23 protein-coding genes are annotated in these 21,407 nt (G+C 63.7%); 6 read left to right on the top strand and 17 right to left on the bottom strand.

Going from position 1 to position 21,407, the window contains the following annotated elements; translation table 11 throughout:
• Positions 1 to 18: 18 nt before the first annotated feature.
• From GH665_RS09690 to GH665_RS09660, 7 genes are all read right to left on the bottom strand, one after another.
• Positions 19 to 666, bottom strand: coding sequence for a glutathione S-transferase family protein (locus GH665_RS09690; protein ID WP_153135674.1), 648 nt, complete (start codon positions 664 to 666; stop codon positions 19 to 21).
• Positions 667 to 673: 7 nt separating this feature from the next.
• A complete protein-coding gene (locus GH665_RS38940; protein WP_217361873.1) occupies positions 674 to 1,894 on the bottom strand; it encodes a Rieske 2Fe-2S domain-containing protein in 1,221 nt (406 codons plus the stop codon).
• The gene (locus GH665_RS09680) at positions 1,884 to 2,822 is read right to left on the bottom strand and encodes an aromatic ring-hydroxylating oxygenase subunit alpha (protein ID WP_246216180.1); all 939 of its coding nucleotides are present in this window, start codon (positions 2,820 to 2,822) and stop codon (positions 1,884 to 1,886) included. The genes GH665_RS38940 and GH665_RS09680 overlap by 11 nt, the downstream gene beginning before the upstream one ends.
• A gap of 13 nt (positions 2,823 to 2,835) precedes the next feature.
• Positions 2,836 to 3,942 (bottom strand): BMP family ABC transporter substrate-binding protein, encoded by a 1,107-nt coding sequence (locus GH665_RS09675; RefSeq protein ID WP_153135672.1) that lies wholly within the window; start codon positions 3,940 to 3,942, stop codon positions 2,836 to 2,838.
• Entirely contained in the window at positions 3,939 to 4,796 is an 858-nt protein-coding gene (locus tag GH665_RS09670; protein WP_153135671.1) for an alpha/beta fold hydrolase, read from the bottom strand. Before GH665_RS09670 ends, GH665_RS09675 begins: the two co-directional genes overlap by 4 nt.
• A complete protein-coding gene (locus GH665_RS09665; protein WP_153135670.1) occupies positions 4,793 to 5,770 on the bottom strand; it encodes an isopenicillin N synthase family dioxygenase in 978 nt (325 codons plus the stop codon). Before GH665_RS09665 ends, GH665_RS09670 begins: the two co-directional genes overlap by 4 nt.
• Positions 5,771 to 5,968: 198 nt before the next feature.
• The gene (locus tag GH665_RS09660) at positions 5,969 to 6,922 is read right to left on the bottom strand and encodes a LysR family transcriptional regulator (protein ID WP_153135669.1); all 954 of its coding nucleotides are present in this window, start codon (positions 6,920 to 6,922) and stop codon (positions 5,969 to 5,971) included.
• Between GH665_RS09660 and GH665_RS09655 the strand changes: the two genes are divergently transcribed.
• On the top strand, positions 6,909 to 7,178 hold the full coding sequence (locus GH665_RS09655; protein ID WP_153135668.1) for a hypothetical protein: 270 nt from the start codon (positions 6,909 to 6,911) through the stop codon (positions 7,176 to 7,178). The genes GH665_RS09660 and GH665_RS09655 overlap by 14 nt on opposite strands.
• Here the strand turns inward: GH665_RS09655 and GH665_RS09650 are convergent.
• Positions 7,118 to 8,347: a 2-aminoethylphosphonate--pyruvate transaminase gene (locus tag GH665_RS09650; protein WP_153135667.1), complete on the bottom strand. Its 1,230-nt coding sequence runs from the start codon at positions 8,345 to 8,347 to the stop codon at positions 7,118 to 7,120. The two genes, GH665_RS09655 and GH665_RS09650, sit on opposite strands and share 61 nt — an antisense overlap.
• 117 nt (positions 8,348 to 8,464) lie before the next feature.
• Between GH665_RS09650 and GH665_RS09645 the strand changes: the two genes are divergently transcribed.
• A complete protein-coding gene (locus GH665_RS09645) occupies positions 8,465 to 9,343 on the top strand; it encodes a LysR substrate-binding domain-containing protein (RefSeq protein WP_153135666.1) in 879 nt (292 codons plus the stop codon).
• 42 nt (positions 9,344 to 9,385) lie between these two features.
• Here the strand turns inward: GH665_RS09645 and GH665_RS09640 are convergent, their stop codons facing one another.
• From GH665_RS09640 to GH665_RS09630, 3 genes are all read right to left on the bottom strand, one after another.
• The gene (locus GH665_RS09640) at positions 9,386 to 10,132 is read right to left on the bottom strand and encodes a glucose 1-dehydrogenase (protein ID WP_153135665.1); all 747 of its coding nucleotides are present in this window, start codon (positions 10,130 to 10,132) and stop codon (positions 9,386 to 9,388) included.
• A 238-nt stretch (positions 10,133 to 10,370) separates the two neighbouring features.
• Positions 10,371 to 11,393, bottom strand: coding sequence for a histone deacetylase family protein (locus GH665_RS09635; protein WP_153135664.1), 1,023 nt, complete (start codon positions 11,391 to 11,393; stop codon positions 10,371 to 10,373).
• An 80-nt stretch (positions 11,394 to 11,473) separates the two neighbouring features.
• Positions 11,474 to 12,784 (bottom strand): MFS transporter, encoded by a 1,311-nt coding sequence (locus tag GH665_RS09630; RefSeq protein ID WP_153135663.1) that lies wholly within the window; start codon positions 12,782 to 12,784, stop codon positions 11,474 to 11,476.
• Positions 12,785 to 12,923: 139 nt separating this feature from the next.
• Between GH665_RS09630 and GH665_RS09625 the strand changes: the two genes are divergently transcribed.
• Positions 12,924 to 13,883, top strand: coding sequence for a LysR family transcriptional regulator (locus GH665_RS09625; protein WP_028198674.1), 960 nt, complete (start codon positions 12,924 to 12,926; stop codon positions 13,881 to 13,883).
• Here the strand turns inward: GH665_RS09625 and GH665_RS09620 are convergent.
• Both GH665_RS09620 and GH665_RS09615 read right to left on the bottom strand, forming a co-directional pair.
• On the bottom strand, positions 13,857 to 14,000 hold the full coding sequence (locus GH665_RS09620) for a hypothetical protein (protein WP_153135662.1): 144 nt from the start codon (positions 13,998 to 14,000) through the stop codon (positions 13,857 to 13,859). The two genes, GH665_RS09625 and GH665_RS09620, sit on opposite strands and share 27 nt — an antisense overlap.
• 38 nt (positions 14,001 to 14,038) lie before the next feature.
• The gene (locus GH665_RS09615; protein WP_246216179.1) at positions 14,039 to 14,788 is read right to left on the bottom strand and encodes a sulfite exporter TauE/SafE family protein; all 750 of its coding nucleotides are present in this window, start codon (positions 14,786 to 14,788) and stop codon (positions 14,039 to 14,041) included.
• Between the two features lie 171 nt (positions 14,789 to 14,959).
• Here GH665_RS09615 and GH665_RS09610 point away from each other — a divergent pair, with 171 nt between their 5' ends.
• Together GH665_RS09610 and GH665_RS09605 are read left to right on the top strand one after the other, a co-directional pair.
• The gene (locus tag GH665_RS09610) at positions 14,960 to 15,850 is read left to right on the top strand and encodes a LysR family transcriptional regulator (RefSeq protein WP_153135661.1); all 891 of its coding nucleotides are present in this window, start codon (positions 14,960 to 14,962) and stop codon (positions 15,848 to 15,850) included.
• 206 nt (positions 15,851 to 16,056) lie between these two features.
• Positions 16,057 to 17,034 (top strand): PDR/VanB family oxidoreductase, encoded by a 978-nt coding sequence (locus GH665_RS09605; RefSeq protein WP_153135660.1) that lies wholly within the window; start codon positions 16,057 to 16,059, stop codon positions 17,032 to 17,034.
• A gap of 64 nt (positions 17,035 to 17,098) precedes the next feature.
• On the opposite strand, the gene catC is transcribed toward GH665_RS09605, so the two are convergent.
• From catC to catB2, 3 genes are read right to left on the bottom strand one after another with little or no spacing between them, the layout of a single operon-like run.
• Complete coding sequence (catC, locus tag GH665_RS09600; RefSeq protein WP_153135659.1) at positions 17,099 to 17,389, bottom strand: muconolactone Delta-isomerase; 291 nt, start codon at positions 17,387 to 17,389, stop codon at positions 17,099 to 17,101.
• A 21-nt stretch (positions 17,390 to 17,410) separates the two neighbouring features.
• Positions 17,411 to 18,319, bottom strand: coding sequence for a catechol 1,2-dioxygenase (gene catA, locus GH665_RS09595; RefSeq protein WP_153135658.1), 909 nt, complete (start codon positions 18,317 to 18,319; stop codon positions 17,411 to 17,413).
• Between the two features lie 47 nt (positions 18,320 to 18,366).
• Positions 18,367 to 19,524 carry a muconate cycloisomerase CatB2 gene (catB2, locus tag GH665_RS09590; protein ID WP_153135657.1) on the bottom strand — a complete coding sequence of 386 codons (1,158 nt, stop codon included), beginning with the start codon at positions 19,522 to 19,524 and terminating at the stop codon, positions 18,367 to 18,369.
• A 102-nt stretch (positions 19,525 to 19,626) separates the two neighbouring features.
• Here catB2 and GH665_RS09585 point away from each other — a divergent pair, with 102 nt between their 5' ends.
• Positions 19,627 to 20,514 (top strand): LysR family transcriptional regulator, encoded by an 888-nt coding sequence (locus GH665_RS09585; RefSeq protein ID WP_153135656.1) that lies wholly within the window; start codon positions 19,627 to 19,629, stop codon positions 20,512 to 20,514.
• A gap of 4 nt (positions 20,515 to 20,518) precedes the next feature.
• Here GH665_RS09585 and GH665_RS09580 read toward each other — a convergent pair whose 3' ends face one another.
• Entirely contained in the window at positions 20,519 to 21,391 is an 873-nt protein-coding gene (locus GH665_RS09580; RefSeq protein WP_153135655.1) for an isocitrate lyase/PEP mutase family protein, read from the bottom strand.
• Between the last annotated feature and the right edge of the window lie 16 nt (positions 21,392 to 21,407).

Raw genomic sequence — 21,407 nt, 5'->3', positions numbered from 1 at the left:
CCTACATCTGCACCGTTCTCACAGCGCTGCGTAGACCCCGGCCATCGTCGTGAATCCCACCAGGCGCTTAATGCGCGTGCTCCAGCGCCGGAGCGCCGGATAGTCGATCGATTCGATCCCGGCTTCGTCGAGCAGCGCTACCGGCACGAAACAGGCGATATCCGCCACCGTAGGGGCCGCAGTCGCACAGACAAAAGGCGTACCGCCTGCCTCATTGAACCAGCAGCTTTCGTCGAGGATGCGCAACAGCTTTCTCGCTTTGTGGCGCGCAGCATCGTCGTTGAGCGGCGCACCGTGCAGCACGTGCGCACGCATCGGAAAAACCACGCCGCTCAATTGCGCGGCGAAGCCGAGCCACGTCTGCAAGTGCGCGAGTTGAAGCGGATCGTCGAGCGGCAGCCAGTGCGATTCGCCGCCCGACTCCGTGCCGCCATGACGCCGCGCCAGATAGATGAGGATCGCGTGGGCATCGTGCAGCAACGCGCCCTGCGCTTCGAGCAACGGCAGGGTGCCGAGTGGATTCATCGCCAGAAAATCCTGCGCGGCGTTCTGCCTTGACGGGTAGAGTTCGATCCGCGCTCTTTCGTAAGGCACGTCGAGCAAGCCGAGCATCAGCCGGACCTTGTAGCTTTCGCCGCACAACTCGTCATCGTGGAGTTTGAGCATGACGGCCTCACAGATCCAGGGTCAACGTGCCGGTCGCCGCACGCGAGACGCAGACCAGCATGCAATCGCCCGCGGCCCGCTCCTGCGGCGTCAGAAAATCGTCGCGATGCAGCGGCGTTCCCTCGATCACCCGCGTGCGGCACGTGCCGCATACGCCCTGCTCGCATGAACTCGGCACGTCGATGCCGTGATTGCGCAAAGTCTGCAAGACGGTGACGCCGGCGGCAACCTCGATCGTGCGCCTGCTACGCGAAAGATAAAGATCGAAGGCGCGATCCGTCATGTCAGGGTCCATGGGAGAACGCTTTTCGCCGGCGAGCCCCGGCGCGCCGACCGGCTTCGACAACGAACGCTGAAGCATGACCGGCTGCGCGGGCGACAACGTTTGAGGCACGCAAAGCGGCAACAGATCGGGGGGCCCCTCGCTCGATAGCGCCTCGCGCTGGTCGAACTGCTGCTCCAGCGCATCGCGCAATACATTGAGCCTTTGCTGATGATGCCGCTGCACGCTCAGGCGTTCGGCCGCGGCAAACGGCCCGAGCGCGACGCCATGCAGATACGTCCGCCCGGCGCGAGCCGGCTGCACCACGAACACCACCCGCTGCCCGGCGTCGTCCAGTTGCTCGATCATCACCGCATGCGGCGCGACGTCGAACGCCACACATCCGGTTGCCTGCCATGGATCGAAGCGTGCATGGTCGAAGCAATAGCCGGCGAGCGCATGCTGCACGGCTTCGCCGGGGGCCTCGATCGCGACCGTGCGCAAGCGGACTGAGCGGGCTTGAGATCGCGCATCCGCATCTTCGCTCGCGTCCAGGCTGACGTCATCCTCAAGCTCCTCGATCGGCGCGAATGGCGGCACTTCGCCAGCTGCTGCGAGACAGGTCCACACGAACCCGTAATGCACTTCCACCGGCCACGTCTTCACCGCGACCGCCGGCGCTGCCGCATCCGGGTGCGCCGGCACGAAGCGGCAGGTGCCGCTGCCGGAACTGAACTGCCAGCCGTGATACTGACACTGCAGCGCTTCGCCACGATGGTGCCCGAGCGACAAACGCACGCCGCGATGCGGACAACGGTTTTCCCATACGTTGAAGGTGCCGTCGCCGGCCCGCCACACCACGAGTTCGCGACCGAGCAGTTCGGTGTGATAGATCGCCCGATCGCCGAGTTGATCGACGTCGCACAGCGCAAACCACGCGCGTTCGATGCTCTCTTCAGCGGCCATGAGTCGTTCCATAGGTGACCCGCTGTGCCGAGAGCCAGCGGCGGTAGGCGACCGACATAGCGTCGGCGCGCACCGGATGTTCGTCGCCCGTGCCGAGCGGCAAGCGTTTGGGCACCTGATTGACGAGAATCTTGATGTCCTGCGCGAAGATGGTTTGCTGGAAGCCGCGCAATTCGCTGTCACTGCTGGCGTCGTCGAGATAACTCATGACGGTATGCGCGACACACCACTCCTCGTCGACCGGCTGCACGAACAGCGCGATCACGTCGAAGCGTTCGGGTTGCGGCGGACAGGTCTTGTACAGAATCGCGCTGTACGGCCGCGCCACGCGGTACACATAGCGCACCTCGAGCGCGGCGCCGGCGGTCATCGCGGCGCGTGGCTGATAGAAGCGGCAGTCGTGTGCGTACAATTCGTCGTTGAGCTCGTCCCGTTCGATACGGTATGGCGCCACTTCAGTGTACGGTTCCACGCCGAGATAGCCGGTATGCACGAACGGAAAATGTCCCATGTCGAGAAAATTTTCGACGGCCCGCAACCCGCTCACATGCACACGAAACGCGCCGGCATGCAGCAGACGCCGATCGGGCTCGTCGGCTTCGGGAATCGCCAGAATGTCGCGGCGCGGCTCGCCGGCACACACCCATAACACGCCATAGCGCGCCTGCGCATGGCACGGCGTTTGATCGTCGAGACGCCAGACGCGGTAGCTGTTTTGCGGCCGCGCCCCAGCCTGCGGCAGCGCGAGCATACCGATATCGACCCCGAGCAGACGTGTGCGGGTCACGGCGTTCGAACCGCCGGCGGCACGCGCGGCGTCGAGCGCATCGAGCGCGGCCACCGGATGCCAGTCATTCCAGATCACCTCGTCGATCGTCGCGCCGTTCATTGCTTCGCCTGTCGTACCCGCAATCGTCGCCATACCCATAGCCCTTGCTCCGTCATTGCGCGACGCTGCCCTGCACACCGTCGACGAACCAGTTTATCCGGTTCGTCTCGTCCGCGGACAGCGTGGCGCCGGCAGCCACACGCAACTTGCCGCTCTGGTCCTTCAGCGGCCCGGCGAACGGATCGAGGCGGCCGGCGACCAGCGCGGCGCGTTTCTCGGCAAGCGCACGCTGCGCATCCGCCGGCACCGCCGCGGTATTCACGTTCACCAGATCGGTGATGCCTTCCTTGACTCCCCAATAGACCGGCTTGTTAGTCCACGTGCCACGGCGCACTTCGTCGATCACTTTGCTGTAGTAGATACCCCAGTCGTATGCGACCGAACCCAGATGCGCATGCGGACCCCAGCGGCTCATATCCGAATCCCAGCCGAATGCGTGGACCTTGTGCTGTTCGGCCACAGCCATCGTCGCGGTGGAATCGGTGTTCTGCATCAGCACGTCGGCGCCGAGTCCGACCAGCGTTTCCGCCGCCTGGCGCTCCTTGCCCGGATCGAACCAACTGCTGATCCACACGACCTTCACGACTGTTTGCGGCGCGACCGAACGCGCGCCGAGCGCGAACGCATCGATATTGCGCACCACTTCCGGAATCGGCACCGAGCCGACGAAACCGAGCACATGCGACTTCGATACGTACCCGGCGACAACCCCGGCCAGATACGCCGACTCATACACCTTGCCGTTGAAGTTGCCGAGGTTCGGCGCGCTCTTGTAGCCGGAGCAATGCAGAAACACCGTATCGGGATAGTCGCGCGCGACTTTCATCATCGAATCCATATAACCGAACGATGTGCCGATCACGATCTTGTCGCCCTTCGCCGCGCGGTCGCGGAACACGCGGGCGGCGTCGGCGTTTTCGGGGACGTCGTCGACGCGCGTCACCTTGATCTGGTCGCCAAACTGCTTCTGCGCGGCGCTAATGCCGAGGTCGTGCGCGTGGGTCCAACCGGCATCGCCCGGATTACCGAGGTAGACGATGGAGACGTCGAGCGGCGCGCCGGTGGCGGCAAATGCGTGGGTGCTCAGGGTAGCGAGCGCAACGAGCGAAGCCGCGCTGCCGGCAAGGAGCAAGCGGCCGAGGCGATTGGGTCGGGTCATGACGAGGTTCCGGTGGTGAACGAATGGGGACTGGCGGCAGCGCTGGCCGGAGCGGCCGAACAGGCAGCAGGAGAAGAAGGCGCGATACCGATCCCGCCCAGCGTGTCGCACACCAGCGCCGCCAGTTCGGCCGGCCGCGCCAGTTGCGGCACGTGCCCGCAGTCGATCGAGCGCACGATCGCGCCGGGCACCAGCGCCTGCATCTTGCGTTGCAGGGGCAACAGCACGGAACGGTCGCGCAGCGCTTCGACGTAAATGCGCGGCACGCTGCCAAAACGCGCAGCGCTCAGCGTCGTGACGAGCGCGCGGCCGCTTTCCTGCTGAGGCGTGAGTTTCGCGGCGGCTTGCCGCGCCGCTTCCGGCGGACAATCGTGCAGGAAGATTTCAAGCGCTGCCTCAGGTGGCACGACGGAGGACGAACCCTCGTCGCGCCATTGCAGATACGGCGCGATACCGCCGGCATTCGGCACCTCGGCCGCGCTGGCGTCGACGAGCTCCGCGTAACCCATGCCCGAAGGCAGCATCATCCCCGCGACGTAGACGAGGCACGCGATCCGCTCGGGCAGCACCTCGGCCAGTTGCGAGGCCGGCACGCCCGCGCCACTATGCGCAACCACGACGACCGGAGCGTCGAACGCCGCGAGCGCTTCGGTCAGCGCATCGACATAGATTTGCAGCGAGACTTCGAGGCCCGCATCCCGTGCAGGATTTGCGCCGTTACCCGGCAGGTCGACAGTGCGGGCCCGCCACCCGCGCGCCGCGAGTTCCGGCAACCAGGCGTCCCACGCCCAACTGCCCTGCCAGGCGCCGTGAATCAGCAGCATGCCTGCTGCCGGCGTGCGTGCGGGCGTCATCCGTAGGTTCTCCGGTAGCACGCCTCGAGATGGCCTGTGACGGTGATGGGGGGATATTTCGGCGCTTCGCCCTCTAGCGCGCAGCCCGGCAAACAGGTCACCACATAGTCCGGGCGCCCGGTAAAGAAAAACGGCATCGAGTAACGTTCGCGGCCCGACGCATTCACCACGCGATGCAACGTCGAGCGATAACGGTCGTTGGTCCAGCGCGCGATCAGGTCGCCCAGATTGACGACGAAGGTGCCCGGCAGCGGCGGCACGTGAATCCAGCCGCCGTCGCTGTCCTGCACCTGCAAACCGCCGTTGCCGTCCTGCCACAGCAGCGTCAGGCAGCCAAAGTCGGTATGCGCGCCACAGCCCTTCTGCTCAGGCAACGCCTGGGCCGGTTGTGGCGGATAGTGCAACAGTCGCAGCGTGCCCATCGCTTCGTCGCAAAACGCGTCGAAATGGTCTTCCGGCAAATCCAGCGACAAAGCGAGGCCGCGCGTCAAGCGCGTCGACAGATCGAACAGCGCGGCGAAATAAGCCTCCATGGCCGGGCGAAAAGCGGGCAACTGCCGCGGCCACTGGTTCGGTCCGCAGTTGAAAGCGCGCGCCACGACACGCGGATGATCGAGCGGCAGTTCATTGCCGATGTAAAAGCCTTCCTTCAGATCGGGCGGCGTGCCTGCTTCCAGCACCTGGCCGCGTAACGGCTCGTAGCCGCGGTTGCAGAACGACTGCGCCTTGTCGACCTCGCGCTTCAAGGCGTCACTGAGTGCGAAAAAGCGCTCGGCCTCCGCACGCGCGGCGTCGATTAGCGCCGGCTCGATGCCGTGACGAGCGATGTAGAAGAAGCCCTTATCGATGCAGGCGGCGTGGAGCGCCGCGCCCACTGCCGCGCGTTGCAGCGGATCGGCCGATTCGAGCCCGGCCACGTCGATGACGGGCAGGCTCGTGTGCGGCACCGCTTTGGCTGATAGCACTTCGGACATTGCGGCTCCCTTGAACCCGTTTCGACCGAGTGTAGGTCGCGGCAGGCGGTCAAAAAAGCGCATAAAAAAGTGCATGCCGATGCCGTTTCGGCATCAGCACCGACGTCAGCCTTCCGCTCATGGATCAGCTCATGGATCGGCTCATGGCATGCACGGCGTGATGCTCTGTCCCGCGAGTCGAACCCGAGGCACGCGCCGTCAGACGGACGGTTCGTCGTCTTCCCGAGCGGCGATCGCCTCGGCCAGCAGCCGCACGAACGCGTCCAGAGCCGGCGTCAAGGTGCGCCCGGCACGGGCGTAGGCGCCCAGTTCGGAGACCAGCGCGCGCGGCGTGCGCAGTGGAATATGCACGAGCGTGCCCTCGGCGAGATCGCGCTCCAGCCCGAGGCGCGTCTGAAACCCCACGCCGCGCCCGCGGGCCGCCATGCGCCGCATCAGTTCGATCGAATCGCTTTCGAGCACCGTTTGCAGCGGTTTGGCGTAATGGCGGATCAGCGGTTCGAGCAAGCCGCTGATCGACAATTGCGCGTTGCCGAGAATGAGTGGATAGCGCGCGCACTGCGCGAACGTGACGGTTGTTTCGCCGGCGAGCGGATGATCGACGGCGACGATTGCGCCGAGCTGAAAACGCCCGACGGCGAGTTGCTGCAAATCGTCCGTGCGCGGCAGCGAGAACGCGAGGCCAAGGTCGGCATCGCCATCGAGAATCGTGCGGGCAATCGATGCCGAACCGGCGGTATGCACCTGGAAACGGATTGCCGGATAGCGCGTCAGCATCCGTTCGACCAGGTCCGGCAGAAAACTCGAGTTGAGCCCCTCGACCGTCACGATGCCGATCTCGCCGCGACGGATGCCGCGCAGCGCGTCGAGTTCGCTTTCGAAGCGTCGCGCATCCTGCAACACGGTAATCACATGCCGCGCGAACACCTCGCCCGCGGCCGTCAACGCCAGGCCGGCCGGCAGCCGTTCGAACAGCGGCGTGCCCACTTCCGCCTCGAGCTTCAGCAACTGCCGGTTCACCGCCGACGAGGCCACGTGCAATTGGCGCGCGGCTTCACGGATCGAGCCGGCGCGGCGAATCGCATCGAAATAGCGTAGCGAGCGCGCGTGAATGTGCCATGCGAGCGTATCGACCGCCGTGGTTTTCGACATATCGGTCCGGGTTGTTATTGATTGGGGCGAAGCCTGGCAAAGCCTGGGCAGTTTGGGTCAGGTCGCGCTGACCCTTTCCAAAACAAAAAAGCGTACTGTCTCGCAACAGTACGCCTTTGAAAAGTCGGCAAAAAAACTACTCTCGACAAAACTCGCGCTGTGGCAGCTCAAGGCCGCTCGCGCGGCCCAGACCCTTCATGCCGCTTCGGCCAGCGTCTTGCGCTCCTCGATCGCCATCGCCGGCGGCGCGGCGTGATCGACGCCCATCGCCTGCAACGACTGCGCGCAGGCCCGCACCACGCGGCGCATCACGCGCTCATCCACCTGACCGATGCAGCCGATGCGGAAGCTGTCCACCACCGTCAGCTTGCCCGGATAGATGATGAAACCCTGCTCCTTCATCAACTCATAGAAGCGCTCGAATTTGAACGACGCATGCGCCGGCGAGAAAAACGTCACGATGATCGGCGAGCGCCAGCGCGCGTTCAGGAGCGGTTCGAAACCGAGTTCGCGCATGCCCGCGACCAGCACGTCGCGGTTGCTGGCATAACGCGCGAGACGTCCGGCCTGGCCGCCTTCGAGCTTGTGCAGACGCAATGCCTCGATGAACGCGGCCACGGTATGCGTCGGCGGCGTAAAGCGCCATTGGCCGGTGCGGTTCATCACGTCCCACTGGTCGTACACGTCGAGCGAGAGCGAATGACTGCGGCCCTTCGCTTCCTGCAACGTGCGCTTGCGAGCGATCACGAAACCGAAACCGGGCACGCCTTCGATGCATTTGTTCGCCGACGACACGAAGGCCTCGCACGCAATCCGCTTCACGTCGAGCGGCACCGCGCCGAATGCGCTCATCGAATCGATAAGCAGCTTGCGGCCCTGCTTCGCGGTGGCGGCGGCGATTTCTTCGATCGGATTGAGAATGCCCGAGCTGGTTTCACAATGCACCGCGACCACGTGCGTAATACGCGGATCGGCGGCCAGCATGCTTTCGACTTCAGCGCCGCGCGGCGGCAGATAGTCGCCCTTGTCGAGCACCGTGCAGGCACGGCCGAGATACCCCAGCGTGGTCGCAATGCGCTTGCCGTAAGCACCGTTGGCCAGCACGAGGGCGTGGCCGTCGCGTGGAATCAGGCTGCCGAGCATCGCTTCGACGCAGTAACTGCCGCTGCCCTGGAGCGGCACACAGTCGTACTCGCCCGCGGTGTCGCCCGCAATCTCCAGCAGGCTGCGACGCAGTTCGGCGGTCATGGCGCGGAAATCGCCGTCCCACGAGCCCCAGTCGCGCAGCATGGCCTGTTTGGTCGAGAACGCCGTGGTCAACGGTCCCGGCGTCAGCAGATACGGCTCGCCCAGTGCCGGCGCGGCGCAGGTTGCGGCTGAGGGCATGGTGGTCACTGCCGGTAAGTTGTCGATCGCGCTTTCCATGTTCGGAATCTCCGATATCGCTATTTCGATGCGTGACACAGTACATAAAGCGCACCCATTGGTAAAATCGATATAATTGATGTTGATATCGTAAAAACTTATCCCGGCGAGGCAGACGTGCAATACGCGCAATTGCGGGCGTTTCATGCGGTCGCGGAACATGGCGGGTTTTCGAAAGCGGCGCAGGCGCTGTCACTCACGCAGCCGGCGGTATCGGATCACGTGAAGCGCCTCGAGCAGGACTACGGCGTCAAACTGTTCGAGCGCGGCCCGCGTGGCGTCGAAACCACCGAACTCGGCCTGCGTCTTTTCAGCGTCACGCGGCAGATGCTCGGGTGCGAGCGCGAAGCGCGGCAACTACTCGAATCGGCGGGCGGCCTCGAATCCGGTTCACTCTCGCTGGCGGCGGACGCACCCGACCTGGCGGTCGCGCTGATCGGCGCGTTTCGCAAGCTGCATCCGGGAATCGTCGTGACGCTCTCGATCGCCAATGCCGCGGACTGCATGCAGCGCGTGTTGTCGAGCGCGGTCGACGCCGCCATTACCGCCGCGCCGCAGGTGCATAGCCGGCTCGAGTCGCGCGTGCTGCGGCGCGATCCGCTGGTGGCAATGGTGCCGGCCAGCTATCCGGTGGCGAAGAAACGCCGGCTGAGCTACGCGGAACTCGTGCAACAGCCGATGATTTTTCGCGAGCCGCAATCGGTCACGCAGCAGTTGCTGGAGATCGAACTGGTGCGCGGATCGTTGCAGGTCGAACCGGTGATGTATGTGGACGGCCGCGAAGCGCTGGAAGAAGCGGTCGCGCAAGGCGTGGGGGTGGGCGTGATCGCGCGCGCCGAATTCAACGAATCGCGGCGCATCAGGATGATTCCGCTCCAGGATTGCCAGGTGCGAATGACCGAATCGCTCACGCGGCTCGCCGGGCGGCCGGGGTCGAATCTGCTGGACGCGTTGTTTGCGGTGGAATTAACAGGCGCCGCCGTGGCGGCGCAATAAACCGGTAAGCCGCCGGATTGATATGATCCGGCGGCCCCCTCATTAGCGCGAACCGCCGCTTGCGATCAGGCTTTCGCCGGTCAGCCAGCGCGAGTCGTCGGAGGAAAGGAACACAGCCACGTCCGCAATATCGTCAGGCTGACCGATTCGGCCAAGCGGTGTCGTGCTGACTGCCCAAGCCTCGAAGTCCGAGCCGATAAAGCCGGCGCTATGCGCGCCTTCCGTTTCCACCATGCCGGGATTCACGGAGTTGACGCGAATCTTGCGTGGGCCGAGTTCACGCGCGAGCACGCCGGTGATGGCGTCCACCGCGCCCTTGGTGGCGGTATAGACCACGCTGCCCGGCGGCGTGATGCGGCTCACGACCGAACTGACATTCACAATGCTGCCGCCCTCGCCCAGATGCTTCACCGCCGCTTGCGTGACCAGCAGCAGACCCAGTACGTTCACATCGAACTGCTTATGGAAGTGCGCTTCCGTGATTTCCTCGATCAGCGCCATCTCATACACGCCGGAGTTGTTCACGAGAATGTCGAGGCGGCCGTACGTTTCGACCGCTGCTTCCACGATGCCTTGCGCGTCGGCTGCCTTGGACACGTCGCCGGCCACGGCCACCGCCTTGCCGCCCGCCGCGGTGATGGCGGCGACCACCTTGTCCGCACCCGCCTGGCTGGACGCGTAATTCACCACCACCGAGGCGCCCTGCGCCGCCAATGCCTTCGCAATCGCGGCGCCGATGCCTTTCGACGCGCCCGTTACAACCGCAACCTTACCTGTGAGCTTGCTCATGATCGTGTGTCCTTTGGATGGAGTTCGCGCCGACGCGACGTCGCGAAGATTCGCGGCGCTGGCGTCGATGAAGCTGCAAAATGCAGTGGCGCTGTCACTGAAGCCAATGTAGGCACACAAGCCAAAGGGATAAAGCGGCTGAAGACGAATAGATACGTCGGATGAGCCGAACAATCCGAACCGGCAGCAGGGTTCCGGCCCCGTGTTCTGAACACCGAGCGGACCCCGCCCGCTCACTTCACCGCTTCGACGTAAAGCCACCGAAGAATGATTGCGCGTTCGCCTCGAGCGTCTCGACGTGATATCCGCCTTCCTGCACGATCAGCGTCGGCAGTTTCAGCGCGCCGAGCCGGCCGCCGAGTTCGCCGAAACCCTCGGTCGTCACCGCAACCATCGCTTGCGGATCGTCTTTATAGATGTCGAAGCCCAATGCCACGACCAGCACGTCCGGCTGAAAGCGGCTGACTACCCGCAGCGCGGCGTCGAGTTGCTCGAAGAACACCGCTTCCGACGAACCGTGCGGCATCGGCAGATTGACGTTGTAGCCCTCGCCTCGTTCCGTACCGCGCTCGTCTTCGAAACCCGCCACCACGGGATAGAAATTCGTCGGGTCGCCGTGGATCGACACGTACAGCACGTCGTCGCGGCCGTAGAAGATCTCCTGAATGCCCTGGCCGTGATGCATGTCCGTATCGAGAATCGCCACGCGCCGATACTTTTGCCGCAGCGCTTGCGCTGCAACGGCGGCGTTGTTCAGATAGCAGAAACCGCCTGCCGCTTCGGCGCGCGCATGATGGCCCGGCGGGCGGCATAACGCATAGGCCTCACCCGCGCCGTCGAGAATCGCCTGCGCGCCGGCCAGCGCGCTTTGTGCGGACCAGTAGGCCGATTCGTAAGTATCCGCACCGATCGGGCAACTGCCGTCGGCGAGATAGCGGGCCGCTTGCGCGAGCACGCCGCGCAAGGGATTATTCTCGCGGATGTACACGTTCGACATCACCTCGTCGCCCCATTCCGCGGGAATCTTCTTCCACTCGCGGTGCGCTTCTTCGAGAAAGCGCAGGTAGTTCATCCCGTGCACCGCGGCGAGCGGCGCAGCGCCGAAATCCGCCGGCTCGCGCACGTCGAAGCCGAGCTTCTTCACCGCTTCGGCGAGTCGCAACGCACGTTCGGGCACTTCCTGCGGCGTGCGCATCTGACCGCGCGACAGATAGCTGCGCGGATGGTGCTTCAACTGCGCCGGATGAAAAAAAGTCTGCATGGTCCAGGTCCTTGGCTTCAGACGCAAGCCGGTGCGGCGATCGTCGCACGCGCCGGCAAGCGCTTTGATTTCACGGTGATTCAGCGTGCCGGCAGCGCTTCGGGTGCATCGGCACGACGGTGTTTCAGCGCATCCAGTGCGACGATGCACGACAACGAGATGCCCGCGAGGCAGGTGTAAAACACCGCGAGCGGCCACCATTGTCCGGCGAATTTATGGGCGAGCCATGTTCCCGCCAGCGGCGTCAGGCCACCGGCAATCGCGCCGCACACCTGGTATGAAAGCGAAATTGCGGAGTAACGCACGCGCACCGGAAACACGCCGCTGACAAAACCTGCGATCACCGAATAGAAGCTCGCCATGCACACCACCGCCAGCGCGATGCCGACAATCATCGAGAGCCGGCTGCCGCTCTGCACGAGCGTGAACATCGGATACGGCGACAGCATCGCGGCAAACGCGGCCAACTTCAGGAAACGCGCCCCGCCGAACTTTTCCGCGAGCCACGCGGCGAGTGGTTGTGCCAGAAACTGGATGATGGCGACCGCGAACAGGCAATCGAGAATCAGCAATTTCGACACGCCGATGTTTTGCGTGGTGTACGAAATCATGAACGTGTTGGTGAAGTACACGCCCGCAATACCGATCGTGTTCGCGCCAATGCACAGCGCAACGAGCGCGCCGGAAGAACGGAACACTTCGGCAATCGGCAACTCGACGGTGCGCTTCGCGTCTTTCTCGCGCTGGAATTCCGGCGACTCGTTCACCCCCATACGGATAAAGATGCCGACCGCGAGCAACACCGCGCTCGCCAGAAACGGCAGCCGCCAGCCATAGGCGATGAAGTCGTCGTGCGGCATCGACGTCACGGCGCGAAAGGCGATCAACGAGAGAATCAATCCGGCCGGGCTGCCCAGTTGCGCGAACGAAGCGAAGAAGGTGCGCCGCCCTTGCGGTGCATGTTCACCGGCCATCAGCACAGCGCCGCCCCACTCGCCGCCCACGGCGATACCTTGCACCACGCGCAGCAGCACCAGCAGCACGGGCGCGAGCACACCGACCTTCGCATAAGCCGGCAGCAAGCCGACGCACACGGTGGCGACACCCATCATCATCAGCGTGGTCATCAGCGCCTTCTTGCGGCCGATGCGATCGCCCAGGTGGCCGAAGATCACACCGCCCAGCGGCCGTGCAAAGAAGCCGACCGCAAAGGTCGCAAACGACGCCATCGTGCTGACAAACGGATCGTGCGAGGGGAAGTACAACTCGCCGAACACCAGCGCGGCGGCCGTGGCGTAGATGTAGAAGTCATACCACTCGATCATCGTGCCGATGAAAGCGGCGGTTGCCGCGCGCACGGGCTGGCGGGTGGCGGGGGGTGAAGCGTTCATGGCGGCTCCTCAGTCGCGATGCCTGACATCAGGGCATCTTACGAGGGGTTTTATCGCTAGCCATAAAACATTAGTCAAATTTCGGCTTATTATCTCAACTATAAATTCAGCTAATGCCGGAGGAGATTTTATGACTCAGTTGCGCGCGGACGTCACGCGCTTTTTGAATGACCGGCTCGACTGGAACCTGCTGCGCACGTTCCTCGTGATCATGCAGGAGCGCAGCGTCAGCCGTGCCGCAGCCCGCTTGCATCTGACCCAGCCCGCGGTCAGCCAGGCGCTCAAACGGCTCGAAGATACGCTTGGGCGCAACCTGATCCAGCGCCGCGGCCCGCACTTCGAACCGACCCGCGCCGGCGAGGAGGTGTACCGGATCGCCAGCGATATTTACGGCCACATGTCGCGGCTCGAAACCGAACTCGACGATCGCAGCGACGACATCACCGGGTCGATCCGGCTTCTGACGGTGAGCCGGATCGACTCCGGCGTCTACGACGAATTCCTCGCGGAATTCCACAAGACCTACCCGCGCGTGGATTTGCAGATCGAAGTCATGCGCTCGTCGGACATCATCTCGTCGTTGCTGCAAAAAACGGCCACGGCCGGTCTCGGTCTATGCCGGACGCCCGTCGACAAACTCGAGCAGCGCTGCTTTCTGCGGCAACGCTATGCGCTTTATTGCGGGCGGCATCATCGGCTGTTCGGGCGGCATGCGCTGTCGGTCGATCAGTTGCTGGCGGAAAACTTCGTGTCGTTCACCAGCGACCAGATCGGCGACAGCCTCTCGCCGCTCACGGTGTTCCGCGATCAGCGCGGCTTCACCGGACGCATCGTGGCGGCCTCTCCGAGCCTCGACGAAGTGCGTCGGCTGATCTTCGCCGGATACGGCATCGGCTGCCTGCCCGAGCACATCGTGCGCGACGATCTCGCGCAACAACGCCTGTGGCGTCTGCCGCCCGAAGAGGGATTGGTCGACGTCGATATCGATCTGCTATGGCTGCGCGCGCGCAAGATGAACGCCGCCGAGCAGGCCTTTCTCGACGGCATGGAGCGCACGATGCAACGCTACGCGCTACCTGAGCGGCTTGCGCCGCGTTGACTGGGGACGAGCCTCACGGCTCGCCGCTTGCCGCGTTTTGCGGATGAACGCGATCTGCGCGGCCACACTGGCCAGCACGGCCAAAGCGCCCAGCGTATCCAGAATAGTCGGCCACATGATGCATCCCTCCCTGGTTCACCGTCGCCACGTCCGGATCAAATGAATGCGCGCACCAACAGTTGAATGCCCAAACCGAGCAGGCAAATGAAGAACCAGCGCCGGAAAGTCGCCGGACTAATGTGCCCACGCACCCGCTGCCCGATCCACATTCCCAGCAGTGCCGGCACCACGGCGCACAGCGATTCGCCCAGCTCGTCGATCGCAAATGCATGCTCGCGTGCGAGCCCGATGGCGAGCGCGATGGTGGACACGGTGAAGGACAGGCCGAGCGCCTGAACCAGATCCTCTTTCTTTAACGTCAGCCCCTGAAGGTAAGGCACCGCCGGCACGACGAATACGCCCGTGCCTCCCGTGATCGCCCCGGTGACCACGCCGACAGCGGGCGACAACCAGCGCTCGTGCCGCGCCGGCACCGAGAAGCGCCACGCCAGCAACCCGGCCGCGGCGTAGAGCGTCAACGCTGCGCCCAAGCCGGCCACGGCCCATGCACCACCGCCGCCGGCAATGAACGGCGCTGCAGCAAGCGTACCCACGACAATGCCCGCCATCATCAGCCACAGGCGCTTGATCAGGGCCTGCACGCTGGGCCCCGCGAACAGTTGCCAGACGTTCGTCACGAACGACGGCAGCAACAGCATCGCGGCAGCCTGCGCCGGCAGCATCAGCGTGCCGAGCACGCCCATCGCGACAGTCGGCAGGCCCATGCCGGTCACGCCCTTGACGAAGCCGGCCACCACAAAGGTCGCGGCAACTACACTCGCGCGCATAGCAAAGGAAGAGATCATCGGGACGTTGTTATGAATGTCATGTCCGGATTTTCGGTTGCCGCGGCGCTGCTCACAATGCGTAAGATACGTACTGTGACTTAGGCTATAACTAAGGCTGAAGCTTAGGCTGAGACTCAAGTTCAAACTCAAACCCAGCCACGATAACAACACCCGATCCAATCTCACCCCATGCGCTTCGACCTGATCGACCTCCGCCTTTTTCTCCACATTCTCGAAACCGGCAGCATCACGCATGGCGCGGCCCGCGCGAACATGTCGCTGCCTTCGGCCAGCGCACGTTTGCGCGGTATGGAAGAAGCCCTGGGCGTGCCGTTGCTGGAGCGCGGCCGGCGCGGCGTAGAGTCGACGGCAACCGGCGATACGCTCGCGCATCATGCACGGCTCGTGCTCGGCCAGATCGACCGGATGGAGGGCGAGCTCGGTGAACATCAGGCCGGGCGCAAAGCCTGCATCCGCTTGTGGACCAATACTGCCGCGATCACCGAGTTCTTGCCGTCCGCGGTCGGCCTGTTCCTACGCGATCACCCCAACGTACAGATCGATCTGAAGGAGCGGCAAAGTAGCGAAACCATCAAGGCGGTGCTGGCCGGCGCGGCGGAAATCGGCATCATCTCGGATGCCGTCGAGCATGGCACATTGCAGACGCTGCCCTTCGCCATCGACAAACTCGTGCTGATCACCAGCCGTGACGACCCGCTGGGCGCACGCCGCCGCGTGACGCTCGCAGAAGTGGCCGAGCGTGAATTCATTGGCTTGAGCACGAGCAGCGCGTTGCACGTGTACCTTGGCGAACGTTCGCTGCTTGCCGGGCAACCGCTCAGCGTTCGCGCTCACATGCGAACCTTCGAAAGCGTCTGCTGCATGGTCGAACAGGGCGCGGGCATCGCCATCGTGCCGGCCACCGCCGCGAAGCGCTATCGCGGCACGCCGGGTATTCGCACGATCGAACTGACGGACAGTTGGGCCACACGCCAGTTGCTGATTTGCATGCGCGACCTGAATGCGCTGAAACGGCCGGAAAAAGCGCTGGTGCGGCACCTGGCCGGGATGTGGGAATGACGCAGGTGGGAATGACGCAGGTGGGAATAACAAGGGGCGATGAGCACCCCGTATTATCAGCTGCATTTATTCTATAACCGATTTTTAATCGATTTGCCTGATTGTCGGCGGTTTCTTATCCTTGATGCACAACCGGACGCCGCGCATTGCATGTGGCGTCCGCTCTGCCCCTCTCTGCCCTTTTTGCTCAGCTGGCCGCCAAGATCATGGAAAGAACCACCTTCAGCGTACGCGTCGACAGCGTGCGTGACGAAGCGCACGGCGTGCGCTCGTTCAGCGTATCGCGTCTGGACGGACAACCGTTCGAGCGCTACGAACCCGGCGCGCATATCGACGTCACCGGCCCCTCGGGCGTCACGCGGCAATATTCTCTGTGCGGCGACCCCGACCATCGCGAAACACACCTGTTTGCGGTCAAGCGTGAAGAAGCGTCGCGCGGCGGCTCGCTCTCGCTGCATGAGGACGTGACGGTCGGCTGCGAACTGACGATCGGCGCGCCGCGCAATCTGTTCCAGCTCGCGCCCGGCGCCACCGAACACATTCTGATTGCTGCGGGTATCGGTGTGACGCCGCTCCTGAGCATGGCGTACCGCCTGCTCAAGCAGGAACAGCGCTTCGTGCTGCATTATTTCGCGCGCAGCGCGGAGCATGCGGCGTTCTTGCCCTTGCTCTCGCGCGCGCCGTTCAGTGATTTCGTGCGGCTTCATTTCGGCGTCGAGCGGGAACAACTCGACGCAGCGCTAGCCGGTTGCGTCGCCAATGCGCGCGACGGCTCGCACCTCTATACCTGTGGTCCCGCGCCCTTCATGGAACGGGTGGTGGCAATAGCCGAACAGCACGTTGCCGCCGATGCGATTCACCTGGAGCGTTTTGCCGCCGAACCGGCTGCTGCGGCTGGCGACGAATCGAACACGCTGGATTCATTCGACGTGCGCATTGCCAGCAGCGGCGAAACGGTCCATGTGGATAAGCACACGACGATCGTCGCGGCGCTTGCGTCGATCGGCATTGAAGTGGATACGTCATGCGGCGAAGGCGTCTGCGGCACCTGCATGGTCGATGTGGTGAGCGGCACACCCGAGCATCGCGATCATTGCCTGAGTAAAGCCGAACGCGCGAGCGGCAAGGTGATCTGCTGCTGTGTCTCGCGCGCTGCTTCGCCACTGCTGGTGCTCGATCTTTAAGAGGTGATCTTCAATCTTTAAAGCAAGCCGGTGCCGCCTTCGCAGCATCGGCGTTCTTACGCCTTTAGCGGTCGTCGTCGTGGATCGACGAAGCATGCCGGCACAGCGCGCGCACCTCGACGTCCATATACGGAAACAGCGGCAACTGGCTCAGCACGTCATGCAGATGCGCGGGGCTTTCCACGTCGAACACGCTGATATTCGCGTAGCGCCCGGCGATACGCCACAAGTGCCGCCACACGCCCTCCTGCTGCAGCTTCTGCGAGATCGCTTTCTCATCGGACTTCAAACGGGCGGCGCGCTCCGCGTCCATATCGGACGGCAGATTGACGGTCATCTCTACGTGAAACAGCATGCTTGTTCTCCTTTTCTTATCTCAGGCTTCGGCGCGCACGCGCTCCACTTCCGCGCCCGGCAGATTGTCGCGCTCCTTGAACAGCGTGAAGTCGAAATCGATCAGCGCGAACTTGCCGTCCACGCCGTACGGTTTGCCTTCCGCGCCCTCGGCCTGCCTGACGGCGGGCACGAGCCCGTCGCGTGTGGCAAACGCAAAGTCGTCCCACAGATACGGATCGCCGTCGATGTTGATCTGAGTGGTCAGCTTGCGGCAACCAGGCGCCGAAACGAAGAAGTGGATATGCGCCGGACGATGCCCATGACGGCCCAACTGATCGAGCAGCAATTGCGTCTGCCCTTGCGGCGGCACCGAGTAACCTACCGGCACCACGCTGCGGAAGCTGTACCTGCCTTCGGCATCGGTGCGAATCGAGCGGCGCAGATTGAAGGCCGGCTGCGACTTGTCGAAGTACGAGTAGTTGCCGAGGTGATTCGCGTGCCACACCTCAACCAGCGCATTCGCGAGCGGCTTGCCGTCTTCGCCGAACACGCGGCCGCGCATCACCAGCGTCTGCCCCGGATCGGTGCCGTCGTCGAGCCGCGCGTGGCCGTCGGAAACCGGCGCGCCCGCTACATACAACGGTCCTTCGATGGTGCGCGGCGTGCCGCCTTCGATGCCGGCCTTCGCTTCGGCTTCGTCTATGCGCAGATCGAGAAAATGCTCGAAGCCGAGACCGGCGGCCAACAGACCGAGCTCGCCGCTCCTGCCCGCGTCGCCGAGATAATTCAGCGCGGTCCAGAACTCGTCCGGCTGCACGTCGAGGTCTTCAATCGTATAGAACAGATCCTTGATGATGCGGTTGACGATCTGCTTCGTGCGCGGATTGCCTTCACTAATGGCGCTGTCGTTGATTTTCTGCAGCAGCGCGTCGATGGCTTGCTTGTTCATGGGGTATCTCCTTCGTTTGATGTTCTTGGCGGTTAGCGAATGAACCGTCAGTTCGTGGTGATGCTTGCGCCCTTGCGCGTATCGCGCCGTAAGCGGTCGATCTTGTCCCAGTCGAGCGTGATGCCCAGCCCCGGTCCTTGTGGAAGATGCAAAACAAAATTCTCGTAACGCAGCGGTTCAGTGAGAATCTCTTCGGTCAGCAGCAACGGTCCGAACAGTTCGGTGCCCCACTTCAATTCGCCGAAGGTGCTGAAGAGTTGCGCCGAGGCGATCGTGCCCACCGCGCCTTCGAGCATCGTGCCGCCGTACAGGTCGATATTCGCGGCGAGCGCAATCGCCGCCACATTCGCGGCGCCGCTCAGGCCGCCCGATTGGGCGATCTTCACGGCGAACACATCGGCGGCACGCGCGCTCGCCAGTGCGAAGGCATCGGCCGGCCCATGCAAGGCTTCGTCCGCCATGATCGGCACCTGAGCGAGATCCGTCAGACGTTTGAGACCCGCGCGATTCTCCGCGGCAATCGGCTGCTCGATCAGCGCAACGCCTGCATCGGCGAAGCGTTTGCCGGCCCAGATCGCCTCGGACTCGGTCCATGCCTGGTTCACGTCGACCCGCACTTCACCGCGCCCTTGCAGCGCCTTCTGAATGGCCACAACGTGCGCCACGTCGTCGGCCAACGCTTGCGAACCGATCTTCAGCTTGAACACGCGATGCCGCTTCGCCTCGAAAACGCGCTCGGCTTCGTCGATATCGCGGGTCGTGTCACCGCTCGCGAGGGTCCACGCCACGTCCACCGAATCGCGGATGCGCCCGCCGAACAGCTCCGACAAAGGCACGCCGAGGCGCTGCGCCTGGGCATCGAACAAAGCGGTTTCAACCGCCGACCGGGCAAAGCGGTTGCCCTGAAACAAGCCGCGCAGTGTGGCCATCGCCGCGCCTGGACGGGTCGCGTCGAGGCCTTTGAGCAGCGGTGCGAAATACGTATCGATGTTGACCTTGATACTTTCCGGGCTTTCTTCACCGTAGGCGAGCCCGCCGATGGTCGTGCCCTCGCCTACGCCGACCACGCCGTCGGCGCAGCGAATGCGCACCAGCACGAGCGTCTGGCAGTTCATCGTCGCGACCGACAGCCGGTGCGGACGAATCGTCGGTACGTCGACGAGAATCGTCTCCACGCTCTCGATCTTCACGGGTGTTGCTATCATTCCTTGCCCTCCTGAACTGCTTTCCTGAGAGCACCATAGTAGAAATAACCCGCGAAGCAGTCCAACACCGATTCCGACTACTTCCATACCTTAGAGGTATGCATGGAACTTCGCCAGCTCCGCTATTTCATCGCGGTCGCCGAAGAAATGAACATCACGCGGGCCGCTAACCGCCTGCATATGACGCAACCGCCGCTCAGCCGCCAGATCCAGCAGATCGAGGAAAGCGTGGGCCTCGCGCTGTTCGAACGCGGTTCACGACCGCTGCGTCTGACCGAAGCCGGCCGGATTTTCTATACGCAGGCGAGGCGCCTCGTCGATGAAGCAGACGAACTCGCGCCGCTCACCCGGCGCCTCGCGCAACTGGCCGAGCGCATCGTGATCGGCTTTGTGCCGTCCACGCTGTATGGCGCGCTGCCCGCGGTGATCCGTGCGTTTCGCGAGGCCGCGCCGCATATCGAGCTGTCGCTGATCGAAATGTTCACAATCGAACAACTCGGCGCCCTCAAAGGCGGCCGTATCGACGTCGGCTTCGGCCGCTTGCGTTTCGACGACGCACAACTGGCGCGCGAGGTGCTGGTCGAAGAGCGGATGATTGCCGCGCTGCCGCAAGACCATCCGCTCGCACGTCAGAAGAAACCGCTGACGCTCGCGGCGCTCGCACAGGAAACGCTGATCGTCTATCCGAGCACGCCACGGCCGAGTTATGCGGACCAGCAGCTATCGGCAATGCACGATCACGCACTGGAGCCCAGGGCCGTTCATGAAGTGAGGGAATTGCAAACCGCGCTAGGTCTGGTCGCGGCGCAAGTCGGCGTGTGTCTGGTGCCGGAAAGCGTGGAGGGGCTGCGCGCCCATGGCGTGGTGTACCGGCCGGTGCCGGCAGCCAATATCGCGTCGCCGATCATCATGAGCCGGCGACTGCAGGACGAGTCGCCGACCACGACCTTGTTGTGTTCGCTCGCGCGGGAGCTGTTCAAACGAGCCTGAAGCCTCAGTCGGCATGCTGCCGGTCGAACTCCCACACGGCCGGGAAGCCCATCAGGTCGCACATCTTCGCGAATGAATACATTGCGTCGGCCTCCCCGCTGGTGCCCTTGAGCGCCTGAATCCGGGTGTAGACCTGCTCCAGCGCATGCGTCACCGCGAGGAAACCCGACGCCGGATAGATCGCCAGCGAGAACCCCAGCGCTTGCAGTTCCGCGGGTGTCAATTGCGGCGTGCGGCCTCCTTCCACGATATTGACGAGCAGGGGCCTGTCGAACGCCTGGCCGATCTTCTCGAGTTCTTCCTGCGTCTCCGGCGATTCGATGAAGAGGATGTCGGCGCCGGCACGGACGTAGGCTTCGCCGCGCCGCAATGCCTCATCGAGACCGAGGCTGGTCCGCGCATCCGTGCGGGCGACAATCTGGAAGTCCGGGTCGACGCGCGCCTCGACCGCGACCTTGATCTTCCTGACCATGTCTTCGGTGGCAATCACGCGACGTCCCGGCGTGTGCCCGCACTTCTTCGGAAACTCCTGGTCTTCGAGCTGGATACCGGCCGCACCCGCGCCTTCGTAACCGCGCACGGTGTTGGCTACGTTGAGCAAGCCGCCGTAACCGGTATCGCCATCGCAAATGATCGGCGTGTCGCTGGCCGCGCAGAACGCGGTGACACGATTGAGCATGTCGGTGTAGGTGGCGAGACCCGCGTCGGGCACGCCCAGATAGGACGCCACCGTGCCATAGCCGGTCATGTACAGGCAATCGAACTTCATGCTGTCGGCGAGACGCACCGAGATCATGTCGAAGACGCCGGGCGCGACCACGATTTCCGGCTGCGACAGGCGGGCCCTGAGATTGAGACGGGCATTATTGCGAATCATGGCGAATTCCTTGATG

This window comes from Paraburkholderia agricolaris, assembly GCF_009455635.1.
Taxonomy (GTDB): Bacteria; Pseudomonadota; Gammaproteobacteria; order Burkholderiales; family Burkholderiaceae; genus Paraburkholderia; species Paraburkholderia agricolaris.
Note: the sequence above shows the minus strand (reverse complement) of the source record. Positions and strands in the feature narration are given on the sequence as shown.

What these genes read in the sequence shown, in the direction of transcription:
- GH665_RS09690 (WP_153135674.1), bottom strand. Translation starts at nt 666, where the DNA reads ATGCTCAAACTCCACGATGACGAGTTGTGCGGCGAAAGCTACAAGGTC.
- GH665_RS38940 (WP_217361873.1), bottom strand. Translation starts at nt 1,894, where the DNA reads ATGGCCGCTGAAGAGAGCATCGAACGCGCGTGGTTTGCGCTGTGCGAC.
- GH665_RS09680 (WP_246216180.1), bottom strand. Translation starts at nt 2,822, where the DNA reads ATGGGTATGGCGACGATTGCGGGTACGACAGGCGAAGCAATGAACGGC.
- GH665_RS09675 (WP_153135672.1), bottom strand. Translation starts at nt 3,942, where the DNA reads ATGACCCGACCCAATCGCCTCGGCCGCTTGCTCCTTGCCGGCAGCGCG.
- GH665_RS09670 (WP_153135671.1), bottom strand. Translation starts at nt 4,796, where the DNA reads ATGACGCCCGCACGCACGCCGGCAGCAGGCATGCTGCTGATTCACGGC.
- GH665_RS09665 (WP_153135670.1), bottom strand. Translation starts at nt 5,770, where the DNA reads ATGTCCGAAGTGCTATCAGCCAAAGCGGTGCCGCACACGAGCCTGCCC.
- GH665_RS09660 (WP_153135669.1), bottom strand. Translation starts at nt 6,922, where the DNA reads ATGTCGAAAACCACGGCGGTCGATACGCTCGCATGGCACATTCACGCG.
- GH665_RS09650 (WP_153135667.1), bottom strand. Translation starts at nt 8,347, where the DNA reads ATGGAAAGCGCGATCGACAACTTACCGGCAGTGACCACCATGCCCTCA.
- GH665_RS09640 (WP_153135665.1), bottom strand. Translation starts at nt 10,132, where the DNA reads ATGAGCAAGCTCACAGGTAAGGTTGCGGTTGTAACGGGCGCGTCGAAA.
- GH665_RS09635 (WP_153135664.1), bottom strand. Translation starts at nt 11,393, where the DNA reads ATGCAGACTTTTTTTCATCCGGCGCAGTTGAAGCACCATCCGCGCAGC.
- GH665_RS09630 (WP_153135663.1), bottom strand. Translation starts at nt 12,784, where the DNA reads ATGAACGCTTCACCCCCCGCCACCCGCCAGCCCGTGCGCGCGGCAACC.
- GH665_RS09620 (WP_153135662.1), bottom strand. Translation starts at nt 14,000, where the DNA reads ATGTGGCCGACTATTCTGGATACGCTGGGCGCTTTGGCCGTGCTGGCC.
- GH665_RS09615 (WP_246216179.1), bottom strand. Translation starts at nt 14,788, where the DNA reads ATGATCTCTTCCTTTGCTATGCGCGCGAGTGTAGTTGCCGCGACCTTT.
- GH665_RS09610 (WP_153135661.1), top strand. Translation starts at nt 14,960, where the DNA reads ATGCGCTTCGACCTGATCGACCTCCGCCTTTTTCTCCACATTCTCGAA.
- GH665_RS09605 (WP_153135660.1), top strand. Translation starts at nt 16,057, where the DNA reads ATGGAAAGAACCACCTTCAGCGTACGCGTCGACAGCGTGCGTGACGAA.
- catC (WP_153135659.1), bottom strand. Translation starts at nt 17,389, where the DNA reads ATGCTGTTTCACGTAGAGATGACCGTCAATCTGCCGTCCGATATGGAC.
- catA (WP_153135658.1), bottom strand. Translation starts at nt 18,319, where the DNA reads ATGAACAAGCAAGCCATCGACGCGCTGCTGCAGAAAATCAACGACAGC.
- catB2 (WP_153135657.1), bottom strand. Translation starts at nt 19,524, where the DNA reads ATGATAGCAACACCCGTGAAGATCGAGAGCGTGGAGACGATTCTCGTC.
- GH665_RS09585 (WP_153135656.1), top strand. Translation starts at nt 19,627, where the DNA reads ATGGAACTTCGCCAGCTCCGCTATTTCATCGCGGTCGCCGAAGAAATG.
- GH665_RS09580 (WP_153135655.1), bottom strand. Translation starts at nt 21,391, where the DNA reads ATGATTCGCAATAATGCCCGTCTCAATCTCAGGGCCCGCCTGTCGCAG.